Annotated in this window: 20 protein-coding genes; 3 read left to right on the plus strand and 17 right to left on the minus strand. The window is 68.7% G+C overall.

The genetic code is table 11. The features are described from left to right. Nucleotides 1-549: 549 nt before the first annotated feature. The 10 genes from pufC to KTC28_RS17025 form a co-directional block, all read right to left on the minus strand. The gene (gene pufC, locus KTC28_RS16980) at nt 550-1,752 is read right to left on the minus strand and encodes a photosynthetic reaction center cytochrome PufC (protein ID WP_255602113.1); all 1,203 of its coding nucleotides are present in this window, start codon (nt 1,750-1,752) and stop codon (nt 550-552) included. Next, nucleotides 1,749-2,720: a photosynthetic reaction center subunit M gene (pufM, locus tag KTC28_RS16985; protein WP_216709298.1), complete on the minus strand. Its 972-nt coding sequence runs from the start codon at nt 2,718-2,720 to the stop codon at nt 1,749-1,751. The genes pufC and pufM overlap by 4 nt, the downstream gene beginning before the upstream one ends. Nucleotides 2,721-2,734: 14 nt before the next feature. Continuing rightward, nucleotides 2,735-3,562, minus strand: a complete 828-nt coding sequence (gene pufL, locus KTC28_RS16990) for a photosynthetic reaction center subunit L (protein ID WP_216709297.1) — start codon at nt 3,560-3,562, stop codon at nt 2,735-2,737. Between the two features lie 74 nt (nt 3,563-3,636). Then, nucleotides 3,637-3,894 (minus strand): light-harvesting antenna LH1, alpha subunit, encoded by a 258-nt coding sequence (gene pufA / locus KTC28_RS23485; protein WP_216709296.1) that lies wholly within the window; start codon nt 3,892-3,894, stop codon nt 3,637-3,639. Between the two features lie 11 nt (nt 3,895-3,905). Further along, nucleotides 3,906-4,133: a light-harvesting antenna LH1, beta subunit gene (gene pufB, locus KTC28_RS17000; RefSeq protein ID WP_216709295.1), complete on the minus strand. Its 228-nt coding sequence runs from the start codon at nt 4,131-4,133 to the stop codon at nt 3,906-3,908. Nucleotides 4,134-4,256: 123 nt separating this feature from the next. Then, a complete protein-coding gene (bchZ, locus tag KTC28_RS17005; protein ID WP_216709294.1) occupies nt 4,257-5,717 on the minus strand; it encodes a chlorophyllide a reductase subunit Z in 1,461 nt (486 codons plus the stop codon). Beyond that, nucleotides 5,714-7,228, minus strand: a complete 1,515-nt coding sequence (bchY, locus tag KTC28_RS17010; protein ID WP_216709293.1) for a chlorophyllide a reductase subunit Y — start codon at nt 7,226-7,228, stop codon at nt 5,714-5,716. The genes bchZ and bchY overlap by 4 nt, the downstream gene beginning before the upstream one ends. Further along, complete coding sequence (locus KTC28_RS17015; RefSeq protein WP_216709292.1) at nt 7,218-8,210, minus strand: chlorophyllide a reductase iron protein subunit X; 993 nt, start codon at nt 8,208-8,210, stop codon at nt 7,218-7,220. The genes bchY and KTC28_RS17015 overlap by 11 nt, the downstream gene beginning before the upstream one ends. After that, nucleotides 8,207-9,136: a chlorophyll synthesis pathway protein BchC gene (gene bchC / locus KTC28_RS17020; protein ID WP_216709291.1), complete on the minus strand. Its 930-nt coding sequence runs from the start codon at nt 9,134-9,136 to the stop codon at nt 8,207-8,209. Before bchC ends, KTC28_RS17015 begins: the two co-directional genes overlap by 4 nt. Before the next feature lie 113 nt (nt 9,137-9,249). Then, nucleotides 9,250-10,311 (minus strand): methyltransferase, encoded by a 1,062-nt coding sequence (locus KTC28_RS17025; RefSeq protein ID WP_216709290.1) that lies wholly within the window; start codon nt 10,309-10,311, stop codon nt 9,250-9,252. Nucleotides 10,312-10,588: 277 nt separating this feature from the next. On the opposite strand from KTC28_RS17025, the gene crtD reads away from it, so the two are divergent. Together crtD and KTC28_RS17035 are read left to right on the plus strand one after the other, a co-directional pair. Beyond that, nucleotides 10,589-12,079 (plus strand): 1-hydroxycarotenoid 3,4-desaturase CrtD, encoded by a 1,491-nt coding sequence (crtD, locus tag KTC28_RS17030; RefSeq protein ID WP_216709289.1) that lies wholly within the window; start codon nt 10,589-10,591, stop codon nt 12,077-12,079. Between the two features lie 77 nt (nt 12,080-12,156). Then, a complete protein-coding gene (locus KTC28_RS17035) occupies nt 12,157-12,972 on the plus strand; it encodes a carotenoid 1,2-hydratase family protein (RefSeq protein ID WP_500797309.1) in 816 nt (271 codons plus the stop codon). Nucleotides 12,973-13,082: 110 nt separating this feature from the next. Here the strand turns inward: KTC28_RS17035 and bchO are convergent, their stop codons facing one another. From bchO to KTC28_RS17055, 4 genes are all read right to left on the minus strand, one after another. After that, the gene (gene bchO / locus KTC28_RS17040; RefSeq protein ID WP_369426560.1) at nt 13,083-13,949 is read right to left on the minus strand and encodes an alpha/beta fold hydrolase BchO; all 867 of its coding nucleotides are present in this window, start codon (nt 13,947-13,949) and stop codon (nt 13,083-13,085) included. Next, nucleotides 13,946-15,775 (minus strand): magnesium chelatase subunit D, encoded by a 1,830-nt coding sequence (locus tag KTC28_RS17045; protein ID WP_216709287.1) that lies wholly within the window; start codon nt 15,773-15,775, stop codon nt 13,946-13,948. The genes bchO and KTC28_RS17045 overlap by 4 nt, the downstream gene beginning before the upstream one ends. Continuing rightward, on the minus strand, nt 15,772-16,809 hold the full coding sequence (gene bchI, locus KTC28_RS17050; RefSeq protein ID WP_216709286.1) for a magnesium chelatase ATPase subunit I: 1,038 nt from the start codon (nt 16,807-16,809) through the stop codon (nt 15,772-15,774). Before bchI ends, KTC28_RS17045 begins: the two co-directional genes overlap by 4 nt. A gap of 63 nt (nt 16,810-16,872) precedes the next feature. Beyond that, nucleotides 16,873-17,682 (minus strand): DUF2189 domain-containing protein, encoded by an 810-nt coding sequence (locus tag KTC28_RS17055; protein ID WP_216709285.1) that lies wholly within the window; start codon nt 17,680-17,682, stop codon nt 16,873-16,875. Nucleotides 17,683-17,785: 103 nt separating this feature from the next. Here KTC28_RS17055 and KTC28_RS17060 point away from each other — a divergent pair, with 103 nt between their 5' ends. After that, on the plus strand, nt 17,786-18,499 hold the full coding sequence (locus KTC28_RS17060) for a dienelactone hydrolase family protein (protein ID WP_216709284.1): 714 nt from the start codon (nt 17,786-17,788) through the stop codon (nt 18,497-18,499). Between the two features lie 137 nt (nt 18,500-18,636). Here the strand turns inward: KTC28_RS17060 and KTC28_RS17065 are convergent, their stop codons facing one another. The 3 genes from KTC28_RS17065 to KTC28_RS17075 are packed head-to-tail and all read right to left on the minus strand — an operon-like array spanning nt 18,637 to nt 22,010. After that, nucleotides 18,637-19,989 carry an FAD/NAD(P)-binding protein gene (locus KTC28_RS17065; RefSeq protein WP_216709283.1) on the minus strand — a complete coding sequence of 451 codons (1,353 nt, stop codon included), beginning with the start codon at nt 19,987-19,989 and terminating at the stop codon, nt 18,637-18,639. Nucleotides 19,990-20,046: 57 nt separating this feature from the next. Next, entirely contained in the window at nt 20,047-21,099 is a 1,053-nt protein-coding gene (locus KTC28_RS17070) for an LLM class flavin-dependent oxidoreductase (RefSeq protein ID WP_216709282.1), read from the minus strand. Beyond that, complete coding sequence (locus KTC28_RS17075; protein ID WP_216709281.1) at nt 21,096-22,010, minus strand: aldo/keto reductase; 915 nt, start codon at nt 22,008-22,010, stop codon at nt 21,096-21,098. The genes KTC28_RS17070 and KTC28_RS17075 overlap by 4 nt, the downstream gene beginning before the upstream one ends. Between the last annotated feature and the right edge of the window lie 10 nt (nt 22,011-22,020).

A 22,020-nucleotide genomic window follows, 5' to 3' on the forward strand; every position in this document is an offset into this window, starting at 1 on the left:
GTTCGCTACGAGGCCCGACAAGCAATCCATAAATCGTCATCCCCCCCGCGAAGGCGGGGACTCATAATTCCAACATTCGTGATGGGTCCCCGCCTACGCGGGATGACCGCTACATACTAACTTAGCGCCTTGGACGTGCTGCGCAGATGGAGGCAAGTCCGTGAGGCGTGCTCGAATCCGACGCCCGCGACGGTTCGTACGAACTCGCGCGACGTCGTCATCCAGGCGAAAGCCAGGACCCGGTCCGTCTTGAAGCCCACACGCTTAGCAAATTCGTTTATCGCTCCGATAACGCCTCGCTGGTTCAGGAAACCCTGCCCTAACTCAAATCGCCTCGCGCGAAGTGTGCCTTGGCGCGAGCAGGCTGATCGCGACGACGTGCGGGCATGTGCGGCACCATGTGCGCGCGACGGCCCAAGCTACACGACCTGCCGATAGCGCGCATTCTACCGTCCGCTCTCAGCCGGTTTGGAGAATCGGCGGAACCTCCAGACACAAAAAAACCGGCCCGCCATATCGGCGGACCGGCCCGGATAGTTACCATTTGGTTCAGCCTGCCGGAACAGCTCCCTGAGCCGACGCGGTCTTGCCATTCGCCTGAGGCGTCGCGGCAGCGGTCGCGCCCTTAGCCGGAGCGGTTACCGCAGCAACCTTCGGCGCGGCCCCGGTCGGGGTCGGCACCGCAGCCGCGGGTACGCCGGGAGCCATCTGGTGGCTCGTGTCGGCCGTCACCGGCCCCCAGAGCTGCGGATGCTCCTTGCGCATGCTGACGCCGTACAGCGGCTTGTTCACGCCCTGGTGGCAGGTGTTGCAATTGACCTTGTACGGGTCGCCGAGCGGACCCTTGCGGTTCGCCGGCATCGCATACGCGACCTTGTTGATATAGACGTTGTTGATGTTGCGAACCATGCGGATGCCGTACCATGCGGTGACCCGCTGGGGCCGGCTCTGCGACCAATCCGACCATGCCCGGCTGTTGTGGCAATAGTCGCAATTAACCCCGAGCGACCCTGCCATGTGCATCATCAGGCCGTAGGTCGCCTCGGTCGCCTTGATCGGCACCTCGGGACCGCCATCGGGCACCTTTGACTGGACTCGGATCGGGTACGACCCGAGCAGATACGGCGTGAACGGGTCGTATGGCAGCGAGGCGAACTTGACCGAAGCCTGGCCTGCGCGGGCGATCCCGCGACTGTTGCCACGCAGCTGGCCAGCGTTTCGGACGACGTCGGGATCCTCGTTCCAGACATACTTCGGCACCGCGTTGCCGCGATGGCAGGTGTAGCAGGTGACGCCGACCTGCTGGACGTGGCTCGTCCAGTTGGCGTTGATATTCCGCGTCATTTGCAACATCTTGCGCGCGACGACCTTGGTGTAGATCGCGTCCGACGCCATGTTTTCAGGGTTGTGGCAGTAGTTGCACCCCTGCGCTGGCGGCGCGACCCACTGGGTGATCGACGCCATCAGATGGTTGAACGAGTCGGTACTCAGATCGCCGAGAACCTGGACGTTCTGGTAGGCGTGGCCTGCGCGCTCGCCACCGGTGTCGGGGTCGAGCGCGTACGGCGTGGCCGGGATCAGATTGTCCGGGCGCAGCGCCGCTTCAAGCCGAGGGTTCGACACCTGCTGGAGGCCGGTGCCGCGAAACCCGAGCTGGGCGCCCTTCATCGGCGGGGCTTCGCCGCAAGCCGACAGCAGTGCTGCCGTTCCTGCCGCGATCCCGATCGCCGTCTTCACGCGCGCGTTGCTCATTTCGGTGCCCCCGGAAGCGTCGCCGGGTCGACCACCCCGGTGCTCGGATAATGCGGTGCATAGCCGTGCTGCTGCGCCCACAGGAACCAGTTGTCGACAACCGTCCCGGTTAGCAGGATGCCGATGCCGCCGGTCAGCGTCGTCAGCACCGCGAACCACCATGCCCAGCGGTGGATCGACTCATAGCTCGCGTTGAAGCCCATCGTCCAGCGCCAGAACAGCCCGGCGCGTTCTGCCGCAGTCCCGCGATCGGTGATCTGCTCGAGCTCGCGCTCGCCGCCGTAGCGCCCGACCGCCAGGATCGTCGCGCCGTGCATCGCGAACAGCAGGGTCGAACCGTATAGGAACACGATCGAAAGGCAGTGGAACGGGTTGTAGAACAAATTGCCGTAGCGGATCGAGAATGCAGCGGTCCAGTCGAGGTGCGGGAAGATCCCGAACGGTACCGCCTCCGACCAGCTCCCCATCAGCACCGGCCGGATGAACCCGAGCGACAGCATCAGGAAAATCGCGCTGGCAAAAGCCCAAGCCACATGCGTCCCCAGTCCGAGCCGGCGTGCACGAACGAACGTTCGCGCCCACCACAGAAGAACCGATGCGGTCATGCAGAAACCGGCGATCAGCCACCATCCACCCTCCGCCAGCGGCGGCAGGATTTTAAGACCGTACTTCGGCGCCGGAGGCTCGAGAGCGAGCCACGGCAGCTGGCGCAGGAACTGCACCGGGTCCCAGTTGACCGAGGCCCACATGTTCAAGCCAATGATCTCAAAAGCCAAAAAGCCGAGGAACAGCGATGCGAGGCCAAGTCGGCCAAGATAGAACGGGCCGATCTGCGCCTCGCCGAGCTTACCCATCAGGTAAGAGTCGCCCGGCCGACCGTCACGCGCCCAGTCACCCTTGGGCAGCGGCACCCCCATCTCAGGCGCGGAGCGAACCTGGATCTGGGTAAAGATATTCTGATAACCCATGTCTCGGTCCTCCCCTATTGGCGCCAGATTGGCAGATCGAGCCACCACGTCCACCATTCGGGCCAGCCGCGTGACCAGAACGGTCCGCTGATGATGATGCAAACCGCGCTCCAGAACCCGGCCGAGAGCGCAAGGAACAGACCGACGCGGTGGATGCCCAAGGTTCCGACCGAATAACCAATCAGGTCACGGAAGAAGGTGTCCTCGTGCTCCGGAGCCTTCATCACCTCACCCTTTTTCGGGTTGGCGGCGGACAGGATCAGCGACCCATGGAGACCAAGCGCGAGCGTCGTGGTGAAGAAGAAGCTCACCGCGAGCATATGTGCCGGGTTGTAGTGGAAATGGAGATATTGGTAGCCGGTGTTCGACACCCAATCGAGGTGGCTGAAGATACCGTACGGAAACCCGTAGCCCCACGCACCAAGCAGCATCGGGCGGATCACCTCGAGGCTGACATAGGCGAAGATTGCAACCGCAAAGGCGAACGGCACATGATAGCCGATGCCCAATTTACGGCAGATTTCGACCTCACGCAGCGCCCACGAGCTGAAAGCCCCAATCGCGCATATGGTTACTATCTGCCAGATGCCGCCTTCGGTCATCGGTGCCAGCGCCAAACCGTATTTGAGATCAGGTGGCGCAATATTGATCAGCCACGGATTCCACGTGTCGCCGATCGATGCGCCGTAAAAGATCAGGGCAGTACCGAGGATCGAGAAAAAGATCGTCGTGACGCCAAAGAACCCGACGAAGAACGGTCCGACCCAGAAGTCGAACAGATCGCCGCCGATCAGCGTCCCGCCACGGACGCGGTATTTCCGCTCGAAACTCAGCAGTGCCATGCCTGATCTCCAACCCCTTCAGGGTTAAGCGGCGGGTGGGGACCACCGTGTCCCCACCCGTCGCGCTTGGTCGACTACTGCGAGACCGCCGCCGGGGCAGCCGCGGGTGCAGCGGCCGGATCGGCAGCAACGACTGCAGCCGGGGTCGCGGCCGCCGGGTCGGCCTGTGCAGCGACGCCCATCGCCGCCGGACCGGCCTTCGGACCGTCGAGCCAGTTGAACCGGTTGGTGCTGAGCAGGATGAAGTGAATCAACAGCGCCAGCACGAACAGGAAGATACCGAGCGCGGCAAGGACGCGCTGCGGGTCAAAGGTCTGCCACATTCTCCACATGGTCGATCCCCTTAGCTATGGGTTGCAGCGGCGGGCGTCACGACGCTCGCGGTGGTGGTCGGCGTTGCGTAGCCGTTCGGGCCGGGCAGCCACGGGCGCCATTGCCACACGAGGAAGTGCGCGATGATCGCGATCACCGTGAAGATGATGAAGCTCATCATGAACAGCTTGTGGAAGTCTTTTGCCTCCTCGGCGGTGAGGTATGTCCGCACCCCGATCCCGTCGTCTTTTTCAATCATTCGTCGCCTCCTTGATGCCCGCCTGAAAGGGTCGCCGACCAGCCGGCGAGGCGGAGTTCAACGCGGCGCCAGCCGCCGCGAAGAATGGGTTGGCCGTAGCGGCCGAAAGAGTGTGCCCGTGGCTCATGCTGCCTGCGCCTCGAGGCGCGCGGCATATGCGACGCGGGCGGGGGTGACCTCGGTCTCGCCTGCAGCCCGCGCGCTGCGCTCGGCGGCATCGCGGAGCCGCTTGGCCGCCGAGATCCGGACAATGACCGGCTGCGCCTCGACGAGCGCATCGAGATCGGCACGGGCGGCGTCGTCCCACGCCAGTTCCTTGTGGATCCGCGAGAGCGTTGCGTCGGCAGCGGGCCGGGCCGCGTCCATCGTCGTCGACAGCGGCAGGATGTTGAACAGCGCGTCGAACAGCGCGTTGCAGACTTCCTGGATGATGAAGGTCGCGCCCGAATAGCCCATGAACGGCGTGCCAGTGTGGCGGCGGATGACCGCGCCGGGGAAGCTCGCGGGGACGTAGATCGACCGGCCGCCGAGCTCGGCGAGGTACATCCGCTCGTTGTAGCTGCCGAACAGGACAAGCGGCGGCGTCGTCCGGATCGCCTCGCGGACCGCGGCATTGTCGGGCTTGACCCCGGCGGTGCGGCTGAAGGCGAAGGTGCACGGCAGGCCGAGATCGGTCTCGAGGAACGCGCGGATGCCGCGGGCGTAGGTCTCGGTAGCGACGACGGCGAAGCTCGCGGTGCCGAAGAAGTCCTGCGTCACCGACCGCCACAAGTCCCACACCGGCTTGATCGTCGTGTGCTTCTCGCGCTCGATGAACGCCTCGGGGTCGAGCCCGGTCAATTCGCCGAGCTTGCGGAGGAACAAAGTCGTCGACTCGAGGCCGATCGGCGCCTGGAGGTACGGCCGCTCGAGCGTCTCGCAGAGGCCGCGACCGAACTCGCGGTACATGCAGACGTTGACCGCCGCTTCGGGGAGCCGCTTGACGTCGGCGAGGTGGCTGCCGAGCGGGAAGACCATGTGGACGTCGGCGCCGATGCCCTCGATCAGGCGGCGGATCTCGGCGAGGTCGCTCGGCAGGTTGAAGCAGCCATATTGCGGCCCGATAATGTTGACCTTGGGCTTCTGCCCTTCCTTGAGCGGGCGCAGCGGGGCGACCTTCTTCGCGCCGAACTGGGTCCACAGCCACGTCAGCGCGCGGTCGGCGGCCTGCCACTGGTCCTCGTCGATCGTCCGCGGCAGGAAGCGCGCGATGTTGGTGCCTTCGGGGGTGACGCCGCCGCCGATCATTTCGCTGATCGAGCCGGTGACGACGACCGCGGGCAGGTCAGGATCGAGCGTCTTCCACGCGCGCTTCATCGCGCCCTCGGTGCCGTCGCGGCCGAGCTCCTGCTCGCCGAGACCGGTGACGACGATCGGCAATTCGTGCGGCGGGAGCGCGTCGGTGTAGTGGAGGACCGACGTCACCGGCAGGTTCTCGCACCCGACCGGACCGTCGATGATGACCTGCAGGCCCTTGATCGCGGTGAAGGCGTAGACCGCCCCCCAATAGCCACCGGCGCGGTCGTGATCGAGAACCAGCGTCATGACCCGACCGACTCCTCGGCCTTCGCCGCAGCGATCCGCTGGCCGGCGTACTTGGCCTTGAATTCGGGGCGGAGGCGCGGCGTGTCTTCCCAGACCCCCGCGGTGTCGCCGGTGCCGACGCCTTCGAAGAACGCGCTCATCTTGTCGAAGCGTGCCTGATTGCCGAGCGCGGCGTTGATCACGGTGGCGAGGCTGCCCGCCCCTGCGACGCCCATCAGCGGGCGGGCGGAGATCAGGTTGGTGAAATACAGCGCCGGGATTGAGCGCTCCTTCGCGTGCTGAACGACCGGGGTCGTTCCGATCGCGAGGTCGGGCTTGAACGCGTCGACCGCGGCGAGGTCGTCGGCGAGGCTGGCGCGATACTTGACCGGGACGCCGTGCGCCTCGAGCCACGCGCGGTCGGGCTCGGACCACGGCGTCTTCGCGCAGGCGGTGCCGACATATTGCACATCGGCGCCGCTCTCGACGAGCAGGCGCGCGACGAGCAGCTCGGAGCCTTCATAGCCCGAGACTGTGATCCGGCCCTTGATCGGGGCGTTCGCCAGCGCGGCGCCGATCGCGGGCAGGACCTTGTTCTTGGCGGTGTCGGTCAGTCGCTGCGCCGTCCCGGTCGCCGCGCCGATTGCGTCGAGCCAAGCGGCGGTGCCGTCGCGTCCGACCGGGGCCGAGCCGACGACGCTCCGCCCGGCGGCGGTGAACTCACGGACGCTCGCGGTGTAGAAGGGGTGGATCGCCGCGACGACGGCGCAGTCGAGCGCGCTATAAAGCTCGCGCCATTCGCGCGTCGGGACGACCGGACCGGCGGCGAGGCCCATCGGTGCGAGCATCGCGCCGATGCCCATCGGATCGGCGGGAAACATTTCGCCGAGCAGGGTGACGGTCGGCAGGTCGGGGCGCGATGCGGGGGCGGCGACGGGACCGGCCTCGGCTTCGCGCCGGGCGTAGGCGAGCATCGCCCCGGCAAGCACGTCCTTCGCCTCGGCGTGGGTCGGGATGCCGAAGCCGGGAACGTCGATGCCGATGATGCGGACGCCGTTGATCTCTTTCGGCAGGAGCTGGAGCGGGACGCCGCTCGCGGTCGGCACGCAGAGATTGGTGACGACGATCGTGTCGTAGAGCGCGGGGTCGGCGAGATCGAAGACCGCGTCGCGGATATCCTCGAACAGCTTGCCGGTGACGAGCGTCTCCGAGTTGAAAGGGACGTAGCCGACGGTTCGGCGCGCGCCGTAGAAGTGCGAGGTGAAAGTCAGGCCATAGACGCAGCAGGCGCTGCCCGAGAGGACGGTCGCGGTGCGGCGCATCCGCAGGCCGACCCGAAGCGAACCGAACGCCGGGCACATCGACTGCGGCTGGTCGTGCGGACCCTTCGGATAGTCCGCCGCATAGCGGTCGAGGACCTCCGACTTGCCCGCAGCCCGAGCGGCAGTGACGAGCGTGCTGCCCGACGCGCAGTCGCCCTCGACCGGAGCCGAACCGACGTCAGCCAGAGGCAAGGCGGCCTCAGACAGCATCGTAGACCACTTCGAGGCTGACCTTCGGGACGAAGGCGACGCCACGCATCGCGGCCTGGGTCGCGGGCTGGAGCGTGACGTTGGCGCCGGTGTCCTCGGGCGAGAACAGCCCGAGCAGGCCGTCGGCGGTCAGCGGCGTCGGGCGGACCGGCGGGGCCTCGGCGACGTTGACCGCGAGCTCCTCGAACAGGCCACCCCACTGCGAACCGGGCGTGCCGATGATCTGGTAGTTGGCGCTCTTCTTGCGGATATCCTCGTTCGCCGGGATCGAGATCAGGACTGGGATGCCAACCGCTTCGGCGAACGCCTGCGCCTCGCCGCTGCCGTCGTCCTTGTTGATCAGGATGCCCGCGACGCCGACGTTGCCGCCCATCTTGCGGAAGTATTCGACCGCCTTGCAGACGTTGTTGGCGACGTAGAGCGACTGGAGGTCGTTCGACCCGACGACGATGACCTTCTGGCACATGTCGCGGGCGATCGGCAGGCCGAAGCCGCCGCAGACGACGTCGCCGAGGAAGTCGAGCAGGACATAGTCGAAACCCCAGTCGTGGAAGCCGAGCTTCTCGAGCAGTTCGAAGCCGTGAATGATGCCGCGCCCGCCGCAGCCGCGACCGACCTCGGGACCGCCCAATTCCATCGCGAAGACGCCGTCGCGCATGAAGCAGACGTCCTCGATGCGGACCTCCTCCCCGGCGAGCTTCTTCTTGGCGCTGGTCTCGATGATCGTCGGGCAGCTCTTGCCGCCGAACAACAGGCTGGTGGTGTCGGACTTGGGATCGCAGCCGATCAGCAGGACGCGCTTGCCCTGCTGGGCGAGCATGTAGCTGAGGTTCGACAAAGCGAACGACTTGCCGCTGCCGCCCTTGCCGTAGATCGCGATGATCTGCGTCTCCTTGGTGACCTCGCCGGTATGGACCGGATCGGGCTCGAGGGCGGCTTCCTCACGGAGCGCGTCGACGCGGTCGAGGACATCCAAACTCATGCGACGTCACTCCAGTCGAGGACCATTTTGAGACACGCCGCATCGCTGAAGGCGGTAACGTAGGCGTCGTTCGCGGCGGCTGCCGGGACGACATGCGTCACCAGCCCGTCGAGCGAGAGGCGGCCGTCGGCGATCAGCGCGGTGACCGCGGCGAGGTCGGCGGGCTTGAATTCGGCCGCGATGCGGATCGTCGCCTCGCGCATGAAGGCGGGCGGGAAGGCGAAGTCGAGCCGGTCGTAGAAGCCCGCGAGAACGACCTCGCCGCCCTTCGCCAGCCGCCCGATCAGCGGGTCGAGCATGTTGGCGGCACCGCTGACGTCGTAGATCGCGGCATAGTCGCGGCGGTCGTCGGCGGCGCTGTCGGTGACCGCGTAGCCAATCGCCCCCGAGGCGCGGGCGGGGTTGGTTTCCCAGACGGTCGGCGATCCGCCCATGGCGACCGCGATCCGGGCGAGCAGGCGGCCTAGGACGCCGTGACCTACAATGAGTTCGGCGGGCTTGCCCCCGGCGAGGGCGTGATAGGCGGTGGCGGCGAGCGCAAGCAGCGCCGCTTGGCTGCCGAGCGCCGGGTCGACGCGCAGCGCCTTGGCGGCGGGCAGGATCACCCGGCGGGCAGCGCCGCCAAATAGGCCGCGCGCGTCGGTGTAGCAGTTCGCCCCGGGGACGAAGACTGTGTCGCCGATGCGGCCCTGCGCCTCGGCTCCGGCGGCGACGACGCGCCCGACCGACTCGTAACCGGGGACGAGCGGATAGCCCATGCCGGGGAAGGCGGGCATCGTGCCGGTGTAGAGCAGCCGCTCGGTCCCGGTCGAAATCCCGCTGTGGTCGACCTCGACGACGACGTCGTGCGCCTCCACCGGGCGCAAGGTCAGGGGCCGGAGCGATAACCGCTCGGGAGCCTCCAAAACCACTGCCATCGTGTGCATCGACCAACCCCGGGGCGGCCGGGATGATCCCCTTAACCGCCGCTGACTGTCAGTCTGTCCTGACAGTTCATATGTGTCAGTCTAGGTTGACGGTCGGGAGTGTCAACAAGGATTTATCGGACGGCGGTCAGCACCCGGACGAGCATCGGGATCGCGGTGGCATGTTCGCGAACCGCAGTGAATCCAGCGGCGTGCAGCATCGTATGAAGAACTTCGACCGATCGCGGACGCCCCGATCCCATCGCGAGCAGGTACATCCCGAAGTAGGCATCACCGATCGGCGCGGCCCCCTGAGTCTCGGCCATCGGCTCGGCGACGACGATCGTCCCGCCGGGCGGCAGAGCAGCGTGGACCTTCGCCAGCAGCGCGACGACGACGGCATCGTCGTGATCGTGGAGGACGCGGACGAGGCTGATGACGTCGGCTCCGGCGGGGAGAGGGTCGTCGATGAAGCTCCCGCCGACCGCGTCGATCGCCGGGTCGGCGAGTCGTGCGGCCACCGCGGGGAGGTCGAACAAGGTCAGTTTCAGCGCCGGAAATCGTGACCCAGCGGCGCGGAGGAACACCCCTGCCCCGCCGCCGATATCGAGCAGCCGCCGGTGCTTGGCCAGCGGATACGCGTCGAGGATCTGTCCCGCGAGCATCGGCTGCGACGCCGCCATCAGCGCCGAATACGCCGCCGTCCGCTCGTCGCTCGCCGCGCCATACGGCCAATATGCCGCAAGCGATCCCGCCTCGCCGCGGAGCAGCGCGACCGGGTCGGCGAGGTCGGCGTAGAGGTAGCGGTGGTGCGCGATCATCTCGGGGACGCCCGGGTTCCCGAGCATCGCCGCGCCTGCGCTGCCGAGCAGGTACCCGCCCCCCGTCGCCTCGACGAGATCGAGCGCAATCGCCGCCTTGAGCAACCGCTCGGCCCCCTCTGGCGGCAGGCCGGTATGCGCCGCGACCTCGGCGAGCGAGCGTTTCGTGCCCGCGACGAACGGCAGCAGACCGACGTCGATCACGGCATAGGCGACCTGCGAGTAAGTAAAGCCCGCGACGATATCGAACAGCGCCCGCGCTTTCCGCCGGGCGACAGGGCGGGTCAAAGGAAACTTCGCCGCCCAGCGCTGGAACCCCGGATCGCCGAGGCGGCGGTTGCGCCACAGGATCCACCGCTCGCGGAAGCTGGTCATCGCAGCGGACCACTCGGCCGAGTTATCGAGCGAGCTAGGCGGCGGACCATAACGGCTAAGGTAACAGAGGTAACACTAAACGCATCTTGGAAGTTACTCTCGCGCGGGCTTCCTTGACACAATATTACCTTAGCTCGATTTGCGGCCGACGCCTTCAACCCGTTCGCTCCCTGCTCGCCCGCCCATGCCGGCACCCTCAAGCCACAAGATTAGGCCGAATCGTCGCGTGTAGGACAGGGCTTTGCGGTCGCCGCCCGCTTCGCCGTATGAACGCGCGATGCGCCCCATCGTCATCATCGGAGCCGGCGTCGGCGGGCTGACCGCGGCGGCCTTGCTCGCGGCAACGGGCGAGGACGTCGTCGTCTGCGAGGCGGCAGCGACCCCCGGCGGCAAGCTCCGCGAGTTCACGATCGACGGGCACGCGCTCGACGCCGGGCCGACGGTATTCACGATGCGCTGGGTGTTCGAGGCGATCTTCGCCGCGGCGGGGGCGAGCCTCGACGACTATCTGACGCTCCGCCCGGTGACGACGCTCGCGCGTCACGCCTGGGGCCCCGACGCGCGACTCGACCTGTTCGCCGACATCGACGCCTCGGCCGACGCGATCGGCGTCTTTGCCGGAGCGGCCGAGGCGACGCGCTTCCGCGCCTTCGCCGCCGAGGCCAAGCGGACCTACACGACGCTGGAGTCGAGCTTCCTCGATGCGCCTGCGACAAATCCGCTCGGACTGACCGCGCGGATCGGGCTGTCGCGCCCCGGTGACCTGCTCAGCATCCGCCCGTTCGAGACGCTATGGGGGGCGCTTGGCGGCTATTTCCACGACCCCCGGCTGCGCCAGCTGTTCGGGCGTTACGCGACCTATTCGGGGGCGTCGCCGTACCTCGCGCCGGCAACGCTGATGCTCATCGCGCACGTCGAGAACAGCGGGTTGTGGCAGGTCGACGGCGGCATGCACCGCATTGCGCGAGCGCTTGAAGACCTCGCGGTCAGCCGCGGGACCACGTTCCGCTACGCCTCCCCGGTCGCCGAAATCGTCGTCGGACGCAGCGGCGCGGAGGGCGTCGTCCTCGCGTCGGGCGAGCGAATCGACGCGGCGGCGGTCGTCGTCAACGCCGACCCGCAGGCGCTGGCGAGCGGACGCTTCGGACCTGCGGCGTCGCGCGCGGTGGCCACGATGCCCGCGCGCGAACGCTCGCTATCGGCGCTGACGTGGACCCTCGTCGCCGAGACCTCGGGGTTCGAACTGAGCCACCACAATGTCTTTTTCGCCGACAATTACCGCGCCGAATTCGACGCGATCTTCGACCAGCAGCGCCTCCCCGCGGCCCCGAGCGTGTACATCTGCGCCGAGGACCGCGGTGACAAGCCGACTGGACACAAGCGCGAACGGCTGCACATGATCGTCAATGCACCCGCCACCGCCGACGCGCGGGGCCTGACGCCGGGGGAGATCGACGCTTGCGAATCGGCGACCTTCGCGATGCTCGAACGCAGCGGGCTGACGGTCGCGCGGACGGCGGACGCGACGGTGCGAACGACCCCGGCGGACTTCGCCGCGCTGTTCCCGGCGACGGGGGGCGCGTTGTACGGGCGGGCGTCGCACGGCTGGCGGGCGTCGTTCCAGCGCCCGGGATCGACGACGCGGATACCCGGGCTGTACCTCGCGGGCGGCGCGACGCATCCAGGGGCGGGGGTGCCGATGGCAGCGTTGTCGGGGCGGCTGGCGGCGCGAGCCTTGTTGTCGGCCCGGCGTTCGACGGATCGGTAGCGCCGGGCGGCTATCGCTGGTGGTACATCGACGCGCTGTCCGACGACGGACGCCACGGGCTGACGCTGATCGCCTTCATCGGCAGCGTCTTCTCACCCTATTACGTATGGAGCGGACGCGGCGATCCGGCGAATCACGTCGCGGTCAACGTCGCTTTGTATGGCCCCGGCACCAAGCGCTGGACTATGACCGAGCGCGGACGCGCGGCGCTCGACCGCGACGCCGGATCGCTGAGTATCGGATCGAGCTCTCTGCATTGGGACGGCGATACCCTCGTCGCGACGATCGACGAAGTCAGCGCGCCGATCCCGTCGCGGGTCCGCGGCACGGTGCGGCTGACCCCGCAGGCGCTTGTCGCCGACAGCCTCGCGCTCGACCCCGGCGGCCGCCACCGCTGGCGGCCGATCGCGCCGCGCGCCCGCGTCGAGGTGACGATGGACCAGCCCGGGGTATCGTGGTCGGGGACGGGCTATCTCGACAGCAACGCGGGGACCGAGGCGCTCGAGGACGGGTTCGCCGACTGGGACTGGTCGCGCGCGCACCTCAGCCGCGATACGGTGGTGCTGTACGACGGCGTCCGCCGCGACGGATCGAGCTTCGCGCTCGCGCTGCGGATCGCCCCCGACGGGACGGTCGAGCATGTCGACGCACCGCCGCGTTTCCGCCTGCCGACGAGCGGGTGGCGGATGGCGCGGGGCACGCGGGTCGATGCGGGGGAGACGGCGACGGTCGCGCGGACGTGGGAGGACAGCCCGTTCTACGTTCGCTCGGCGCTCCGGACCCGGCTGTTCGGCGAGGCGTGCGACGCGGTGCACGAGAGCCTGTCGCTCGATCGCTTCCGGTCGCCGGTGGTGCGGCTGATGCTGCCGTTCCGGATGCCGCGGCGGGGCTGAGTGTCTATTTGTTGCGGTCCCTGAGCGACCAGAGCTGCCAGAAGGCGAGGCCGAGGACGATCACCGCGAAGATCGCGCCTTCGATCGCGCCGTAATAATTCGCCACGAACTCAGCCCCTTCCCGCCATCGCGTCGCGGATGATGCGGATCGCCGCAGCGGGCTCCTCCTCGTGCGCGAGGTGGCCGAGTCCCGGCATCGCGAGCGTCGTCGATCCGGTGATCCGCTTGGCGACCTCGGCCGCGACCGAAGGCGGTATCGCGGCGTCGCGGTCGCCGTAGACGAGTTGCACCGGGGCGCGGACGCGCTCGAAGTCGGCGGCGAGCGCGGCGAGGTCCCAGTTCGCCATCATCGCCAGCGCGCCCGCGACGTGCTCGCGGCGGCGGAATAGCCGCGTGTAGAGGTCGACCCCGCGCGCATCGATCTTCGACCCCGTCGCACGTTCGAGGAAACCAGCGACGACCCCCGGGCCGCGCGCCTGGAGCGCGAAGATCGCCGGGACCAGCGGGTTGACGAACAGCAGCTTCGCCATCGCGGGGAACAGCTTCGCCGCGATGCCGGGAAACGGCAGCAGTGCGCCGTTGAAGCTGACGATGGGCACAGGATGCGCGTCGATCGCCAGCCGCAGCCCGATCGCCGCGCCCGCCGAATGGCCGACGATCAGCGCGGGCGAGAGGTCGAGTTCCACCAGCAACGCCGCCACGGCGCGCGCCATCGCGGGCAAGGTCGGCGCGCCGATGCCGCTCGAAAAGCCGTGTCCCGGCAGGTCGGGGGCGACGACGGTGTAATCACGAGACAGGTCGGGAAATATATCGCGCCAGCTATGCGACGCGGCCCCGGTGCCGTGGAGGAGCAGCACGACGGAACCTTCCCCGGCGACTTGGACGTGCCAACGTACCCCGCCCGCGACGACGAAGCGGCTCGCCTCGCGGTTGGGCCCGTCGCCGCCCTCGGTCCGCCAGCGTGACGGCGGAATCATTGTGTCAGCGCCCGGACGACGCCCGCCATCGCCACCGCTCCGGCCGCCGGGAGCGGGGCGTAGCGCGCGCCCATCGCCGCCGCGAGTCCCGCGCCTTCGAGACGCGGGCGCGGCGACGTGTCGATGAACGCCGCTGCGATGCGGTCGGCGACGAAGCCCCGCGCGACGGTCAGCGCGTCGGCCCCGGCGCGCTCGCGGCTTGCGGTGCCGTCGCGCGCGATGTTAGCGCGTCCGTCGGTCAGGACGACGACGAACGGGGTCCGGCCGCGCGATTTCGCCGCCCGCGCGAGGCCGAATGCGGCGTCGAGCCCGGCGGCGAGCGGGGTGCCGCCCCCTCCCGCCATGTCGGCGAGGCAGCGCTTGGCGCGCGCGAGCGAGCGCGTCGGCGGCAGGATTACCTCGGCGACGGCGCCGCGGAACGCGATCAGCGCGACCTGCGTGCGCTTGACGTACGCCTCAGCGAGAAGGAGTTCGACCGCGCCCTTCGACTCGGCGAGCCGCGCGATCGCCGCCGACCCGCTCGCGTCGACCGCGAAGATCGTCGTCGATTCGGCGCGCTCGACGAAGCGGCGGATGCGGAAGTCGTCGCGGCGGACGATGACGCGGGTCGAGCCCTCCGCACCGGCGCGGCGCAGTTTTTGCCATGGGGCGGCGGCGCGGATCGTGTCGATCAGCGCGAGCCTTTGCCCCGCGCCGGGGGTTCCGGCGCGGCTGCCCGACGGCCGCCCGCGCGTCGCCGCCTTGCGCTTAGCCCCCGCCCCGCCGCGCTTACCCGCGCTCGCGGTGCCCGCGCTGAGGGCGGCAAGGAGGCCGGGGGGGAGCGCCGCGCGCACCGCCTCGACGACGATGTCGGTCTGGGCGGTGAGTTCGTTGTCGTCGGGCGAATCGGTGTTGCCGTCTTCGCGATCCGTGTCTTGCGGCGGCGGCGGTTCCTCGGCCTCGGCCTCCGGCGGTGCGGGCATCCGGGTCGCGCGCGGCATCAGGATGAGGCGCGCGGCGGTGACGACGTCGTCCTCCTCTACTGCAGCACGCCCGGCGAGCGCGGCGAAGCCGCGTGCCGCACGCAGCGCGAACAATGTCGCTCGGGCGGAGTCGACACCGAAGGCGAGCGCGGTCGCGACGAGGGTTTCGAGTGCGGAGTCGGCAATCTTGATGTCATCCCCGCGAACGCGGGAACCCAAGGTCGCCGGCGATTGTGACCTTGGGTCTCCGCGTTCGCGGGGATGACAATTTTCGTCTGGTCCATCGAGTTCAACAGGGCCACTTCGCGCGGCAACACCCGCCAAATCCAACCACAGCCCGCACCGCTCGGCGAGCGCCGCCGGCACCGCCTCGTCGTCGATCCCCTCGTCGAGAAGCACCAGCGTCACCCGCGCAGGCAGCCGCAGGCTGACCCCGTCGCGCTCGACCGCGACTTCGCCCGCATCGATCACCGCCGCGAGTTTCCCCGCGAGCGCGGTGTCGATCCGCTCCGCCATCGGCACGACGATCGTGCCGCCATCGGCCTCGGCGAGCACCCCGCGCAGCACGATCGGGCGTCCCGCACTCAACGTCGCGGCGAGGTCGAGGCCGCCAAGCAGGCGTTCGTCGTCGATGCTCGTCGGGATGCGGCGGATGATCCGGGCACTGCCTTCCGAGGGCAGTGCGCTGCGGTATGCCTCCAACCACGCATCGCGCGCAGGTCCGGCCGCGCTCCGCACGACGATGCCGCCGAGCAAAGGGTCCGCCGCGAGCAAGCGCGCCGCAAGTAGCGCGTCGGCCCAGCGGTCGGGAGCGGCCGGGGGAACCTCGCCGCCGCCCTCGCCTAACCCGCCAGTCTCGCTCACGCCGCCGATTTCGTGCGTTCGCCCAGACCGAATTGCTCGGCGAGCGCGCGCTCGATCCGCGCGGTAGAGCCCGCATCGTCGAGCGGGTTGCGGCGCAGGCGGTGGCGCAGCGCCATCGCCGCGACCTCGATCAAATGCCCCTCGTTGACTTGCGCATCGCCGTCGAGCGCGGCGGTCGCGCGCGCGGCGCGGAGCATCGTCAACTCCCCGCGCAGACCGTCGGCGCCGACCGCCATGCACAGCCGCGACGACGCTTCGAGGACATCGTCCTCGACGGTGACTTGCGGCAACAGCGCGCGCGCGGCAGCGATGCGATCGAGCACCTTGGCATCCTCGGCGGCCCATTCGGCGGCGAAGGCGGCTGGGTCGCGGTCGAACGCGTCGCGGCGCTTCACGACCAAAACGCGCTCCTTGAGGTTGTCGGGGGTCCGGACCTCGACCGACAGGCCGAAGCGGTCGAGCAACTGCGGGCGCAGTTCGCCCTCCTCGGGGTTGCCGCTGCCGACGAGGACGACGCGCGCGGGGTGGCGGACACTCAGTCCCTCGCGCTCGACGACGTTCTCGCCCGATGCCGCGACGTCGAGCAGCAGGTCGACGATGTGATCCTCGAGCAGGTTGATCTCGTCGATGTAGAGGAAGCCGCGGTTGGCGCGCGCGAGCAGCCCGGGTTCGAAGCGCTTGATCCCCTGTGTCAGCGCGGCTTCGAGGTCGAGCGCGCCGACGACGCGGTCCTCGCTCGCGCCGAGCGGCAGGTCGACGAACGGGACTGGGCCGTCGATCGCGTCGCCGTCGGCGGCGGCCGGGTCGGCGGCATAGTCGGCGCGGCGGTCGGGATCGGCGTTGTAGGGGCTCCCGGCGACGACGCGGATCGGCGGCAGCAGGGCGGCGAGCGCGCGCACCGCGGTCGACTTGCCCGTGCCCCGGTCGCCGAACACCATCACCCCGCCGATCGAGCGGTCGACCGCGGCGATCAGCAGCGCCGCCTTCATCTCCGACTGGCCGACGATCGCGGAGAAGGGGAAATATTTGCTCATGGGGGTGGGTTTAGCATGGCTAAACCTTGTGACAACGACTGCGGCGATGCGCGCTAGGTCCGCTCAGACCACCACCCGCCGGTACAAATGCCACGTCGCGTGCCCGAGGATCGGCATCACCACCGCCAGCCCCACGAACAGCGGGATCGCGCCGAGCACCAGCCCACCGACGACGATCAGCCCCCACAATGCCATCGGCCCGGGGTTCGCCGCCAGCGCCCGCACCGACGTCGAGATCGCGGTCGGCAGCGAGACGTCGCGGTCGAGCGCGAGGGGGAAGGAGAACGCCGCGATCGCCAGCGTCACCACCGCGAACATAAGCCCGACGAGGTTGCCGACGACGATCAGCATGTGGCCGCCCGAGGTCGCGACGACATTGTGAAGGAACGTCGGGATATCACCCGCGCTCTGCGCCCCCATCGCCCACTGCTGGATCGCCACCGCCGATGCCAGCCACGCGGCGAACAGGATCGCGAGGATGACGCCGAGGCCGATGATCGTCGAGATCGACTTCGCCTTGAGGACATCGAAGACGTGCGTCCAGCGCGTGTCGAGCCCGGCTTCGCGGCGGCGACTGAGCTCGTACAGCCCGACCGCTGCCAGCGGCCCGACGAGCGCGAAGCCCGAGATCAGCGGGAAGATCAGCGGCACGACGTCGTTGCCCTGCGCCGCGCGCGCCGCGATCAGCCCGACTGCGGGGTAGATCAGCGTCAGCAAGACAAGATACGTCGGCATCAATTTGAAGTCGTCGAGCCCTTTGCGGAGCGAGTCGGTCAGGTCGGCGGTGCCGATCGTGCGGATCTGCGGCTTGGCGTCGTTCGTCATTCGGGTCTGCGGCTCGGCGTCGCCGCGCGTCGTCAGGGTTTCGGCCATGGCACGTCCTCCCAAAGATTGGCGCGAGTGTCCGTCGTCGCAGCGGACTTGTCGAGTCGCTTGTTCGGCGGCATTGACCGGCGGCCTTTCCAGGAGACCAAGCATGACCGTCGCCTTCGATTACGACCACGCCGGCACGACCTGCCGCGGCGGCATCGCGCTGCCCGCGGGCGATGCCCGCGTCCCCGGCATCGCGCTATTCCACGACATCAACGGCGTCGGCCCGCACAACCAAGGCTGGGCCGACCGGATCGCCGCCGAGCTCGGCTATGTCGCGCTCGCCGCCGACGTCTATGGCGAGGGGCGGACCCCGGGCGATTTCAACGAGGGGCTCAAGTGGATCGGCGAACTTCGTGGCGACATCCCGCTGCTCAACGCGCGCTCGGGCGCGGCGCTCGAGGCGTTGAAGGCGCACACGCGCTGCGACGGCCGGATCGGCGCGGTCGGCTTCTGCTTCGGCGGCATGGTGATGCTCGAGCTCGCACGCGCCGGTAACCCGCTGATGGTCGCGGGAGTGAGCATGCACGGCGCGCTCCAGACCTCGACCAAGGTCGCCCCCGGCGGCATCCATGCGAAGCTGCTCGTCTGCCACGGCGCCGAGGACCCGATGATCGACTATGCCGCGCTGTCGGGGTTCCTCGGCGAGATGCGCGACGCCAAGGCCGACTGCCAGACGATCGCCTACACCGGGGTCGTCCACGCCTTCACCCGCCCCGACCAGGACGGCAGCGCAAACCCGGCGCTCAAGTTCAACGAAGCGGCGAACCGCAGGTCATGGCGCGCGATGACGGCGCATTTCGAGGAAGTGTTCGGGTAGCGGATCGAGGCGACCGCGCAATAAGCGGCCCGCTAGAAGATCGTCATCCCCGCGAAGGCGGGGACCCATCATCCCACCTTTTAGCGGTGATGGGTCCCCGGCATTTGCGGGGACGACGGCACTGATTTTGGGGAGGGCTAAAGCCCCTCACCGCCCACCCAGTGAGCCTGCGCGAGCCGCCGCGCGACGGTCCACACCTGCGTGCGGATGTCGGGGACCGCGACGATCTCCCAGAACGCGCCGCGCGTCATCGGGCCGAGGCCGAACAGCCGCGGATGCGCCTCGCCGTTCGCGCCGATCAGCCGCGACTGCGAGTCGACGTCGAGTCCGAGCCGGGCCGGATCGGCGCGGGCGTGACCGGCCTCGATCAGCGACCGCAGCACCGGCTCGGACGACCGCGCGAGGTCGCCCTGCGGCCCGGTGCAATTGACGATGCGGCGGACATGCAATGTGGTTTCGGCGTCCGCCCCGCGCGGGCGGTAGGTGACCGCGACGCCGGTGCCCTCGGGGACGTACGCCGACGGCTTGCCGCCGACGATGCTCAGCTGCCCGCGCGCGACCATCGCGTCGATCTTGGCGGCGACAGCGGGGGCGAGGCGGTGGCGGTGGACGTCCCACCACGGGCGCAGGTGGCGGAGGAAGCGCGCGCGTTCGTCTTCGCTCGCCGACAGCCAAAGGCCCTGCGTGAACGGACGCAGTTCGTCGACCGCCGCGCGCCAGCCGATGTCGCCGGCGCGCTCGCGGATTTCGGCGAGGAGCGCGGAGGCGACCGTCGTCGGCTTCTCGTTACGATCCCCCGCCGGCCCCGGCGGAACGTGCGGGCGCGGCAGCAATCCGCGCCGCGACAGCGCGACGATCTTGCCTCGGAATCCTGCCGCATCGAGCGACAGCGCGACGTCTACCATCGTCAGCCCGGTGCCGATCAGCATCACCGTGTCGTCGGCGGTCAGCCCGTCGACCGTCGCCGGGTCCCACGGGTCGGGGGCGTAGATGTCGCCCGGCAACGCGTCGGGATCGAGTCCCGGGGGCGCGTGCGGCGGAAGGTTGCCGACCGCGACGACGAGCGCGTCGACCGGGAGGCTCCGCCCGTCGGCGAGCCCGACGATTACCCCGTCGTCCGATACCGTCGCCGAGATGGCCTCGTCTCGAACCAGCACAAGCCGGTCGCCAGCGCGCGCCGACGAGCGTTCAAGGAGTTCGCCGAGATATTCGCCGTACTGCTGGCGCTGGACGAAGCTGCCGCCGTCGCCGAGCCCGCGCGCGGTGCACCATTCGGCGAAATGCGCGGGTCGGTCGCTGAGCGCGCTCATGTTGCCGGCGCGGACGTTGAGCAGGTGCGACGGGTGCGGCGCGGAGTAAGCAGTCCCGCGCCCGAACACCGGGCGCCGCTCGATCAGCGTCGCCTGCGGCCCGGCGTGGCGGAGGATGTTGATCGCGAGGAGCGAGCCGGAGAAGCCCGCGCCGACGATCGCGACCGATTTGTAGATCATAGCCGTCCCTCTCCCCTTGAGGGAGAGGGGAGAAGGAGCGCCGTGCTGCTTGGAGAGTCAGAGCGGCCCATGCATCATCCTCGGCAGCACATGCCGCGCAAACAGATCCGCCTCCGCCGCGTGCGGATAGCCCGACAGGATGAACGCCTCGATCCCCATCGCCTGATACGCCTGCAGTTTCGCCAGCACCTGATCAGGATCGCCGACGATCGCCGCGCCGCAGCCCGAGCGCGCGCGGCCGATGCCGGTCCAGAGGTTGTCCTCAGCATAGCCCTCGTTGCCGGCGCTCGCGCGGAGTTCGGCCTGACGGCGGACACCCTCCGACTGCGAGTCGAGCGACTTGGCGCGGATCGCGTCGCCGGTCGCGGCGTCGAGCTTCGACAGCAGGCGGGAGGCGGCATCGCGCGCTTCGGCTTCGGTGTCGCGGACGACGACGTGGACGCGGTAGCCGAACTTGAGCGTGCGGCCGTGGTTCGCAGCGCGAGCGCGCATGTCGTCGAGAATCGCCTGCACGGCAGGCATCGTGTCGGGCCACATCAGATAGACGTCGGCTTGGCGGGCGGCGGCTTCGCGCGCGTCGGGCGACAGGCCGCCGAAATACAGCAAAGGGCATTTGCCGCTGAGCGTCGTCGCGGCGGGAGGGTCGAGCTTGAGCTGCCAATGCTCGCCCTGATGATCGAGCGGCTGGCCGTTGAGCAGGGTCTTGAGAATGCTCATTAATTCGACGGTGCGGGCATATCGCGGCGCACTCGCCAGCGTCTCGCCGGGCATGTCGGAACTGATGATATTCACCGTCAACCGTCCGCCAAGCATCCGGTCGAGCGTGGCGATCTGCCGCGCGAGTTGCGGCGGCCACGTCTCCGCGACCCGCACCGCAAGCAGCAGGCGGATCCGCCGCGTCAGCACCGCGATCCCCGCGGCGAAGGCGGTCGCGTCGATCCCGAGCGCATAACCCGACGGCAGCAGGACGTTGTCGAATCCGCCCGCCTCGGCGCCGAGGACGATGTCGCGGCAATGCTCCCAGCTCGACTTCAGCTTCGCGTCGGGGACACCGAGGAATTCATAGTCGTCGTCGCACAGCGCCGAGAACCAGCTGACTTCGCAGCTCATGGCAGGCGCTCGCCGAGGCTCGCCACGAGGATCGCATACCACTCGGCGCGCTCGAAGCGCACCTTGTACGCGTCCGCCGCCTCGACGATCCGCGCCGGCTTCTGGCTGCCGACGATCGGAATCGGCTTGGCCGGGTGCGCCATGATCCACGCATAGGCGACCGCAGCGCGGCTCACGTTGTATTTATCGGCATGGGTGTCGAGCGCGGCTCGGGTTGCGGTAACCCGGTCGTCGGCGGCATCGTTGCTCGCCAGCCGCCCCTTGCCTAGCGGCGACCAAGCCAAAACTGCCATCCCGTATTCCATCGCCCGGTCGATCCGTCCATCGAACAGCGGCGCGAGACTAAGTGGCGAGAACTCATCCTGGGTCGAGGCCAGCGGAATATTCAGATATGATTTGAGGACTGCCGTCTGCGATGGGGTATGGTTCGACACCCCGACGCTGACGATCTTGCCCTGTAGCACCAGCTCCTCGAGCGTCGCTGCGGTCTCGGCCGGATGCGCGAGCAGGTCGGGGCGGTGTATTTGCCAAAGGTCGATGCGTTCGGTTCGCAGCCGCTTGAGCGAGGCGTCGACCGCCTCGATGATGTAGGCGGGCGACGAATCGTACGGCACGCCCAGCCGGATCCCGCCCTTCGACGCCAGCACCATCTTATCGCGCAGCGCCGGAGCTTCGGTGAAGACGCGCCCGAGTAGATCCTCCGCAGCGCCAAATCGCTCGGCGTTGTCGGGGCCGTAGATGTCGGCGGTGTCGAACAGCGTGATGCCCGCCTCGAACGCCGCCTCGACCCGAACCCGCGCGGCAGCGACGTCGTCGCCGGAAAACCGCCACATGCCCCATGCGAGGGGCGAGACGAGCATCCCGGACTTGCCGAGAAGGCGCGGTTCGGACGAAAGGATGATTTCGGTCATCACCGGCTTT

This window comes from Polymorphobacter megasporae (genome assembly GCF_018982885.2).
GTDB lineage: Bacteria > Pseudomonadota > Alphaproteobacteria > Sphingomonadales > Sphingomonadaceae > Polymorphobacter_B > Polymorphobacter_B megasporae.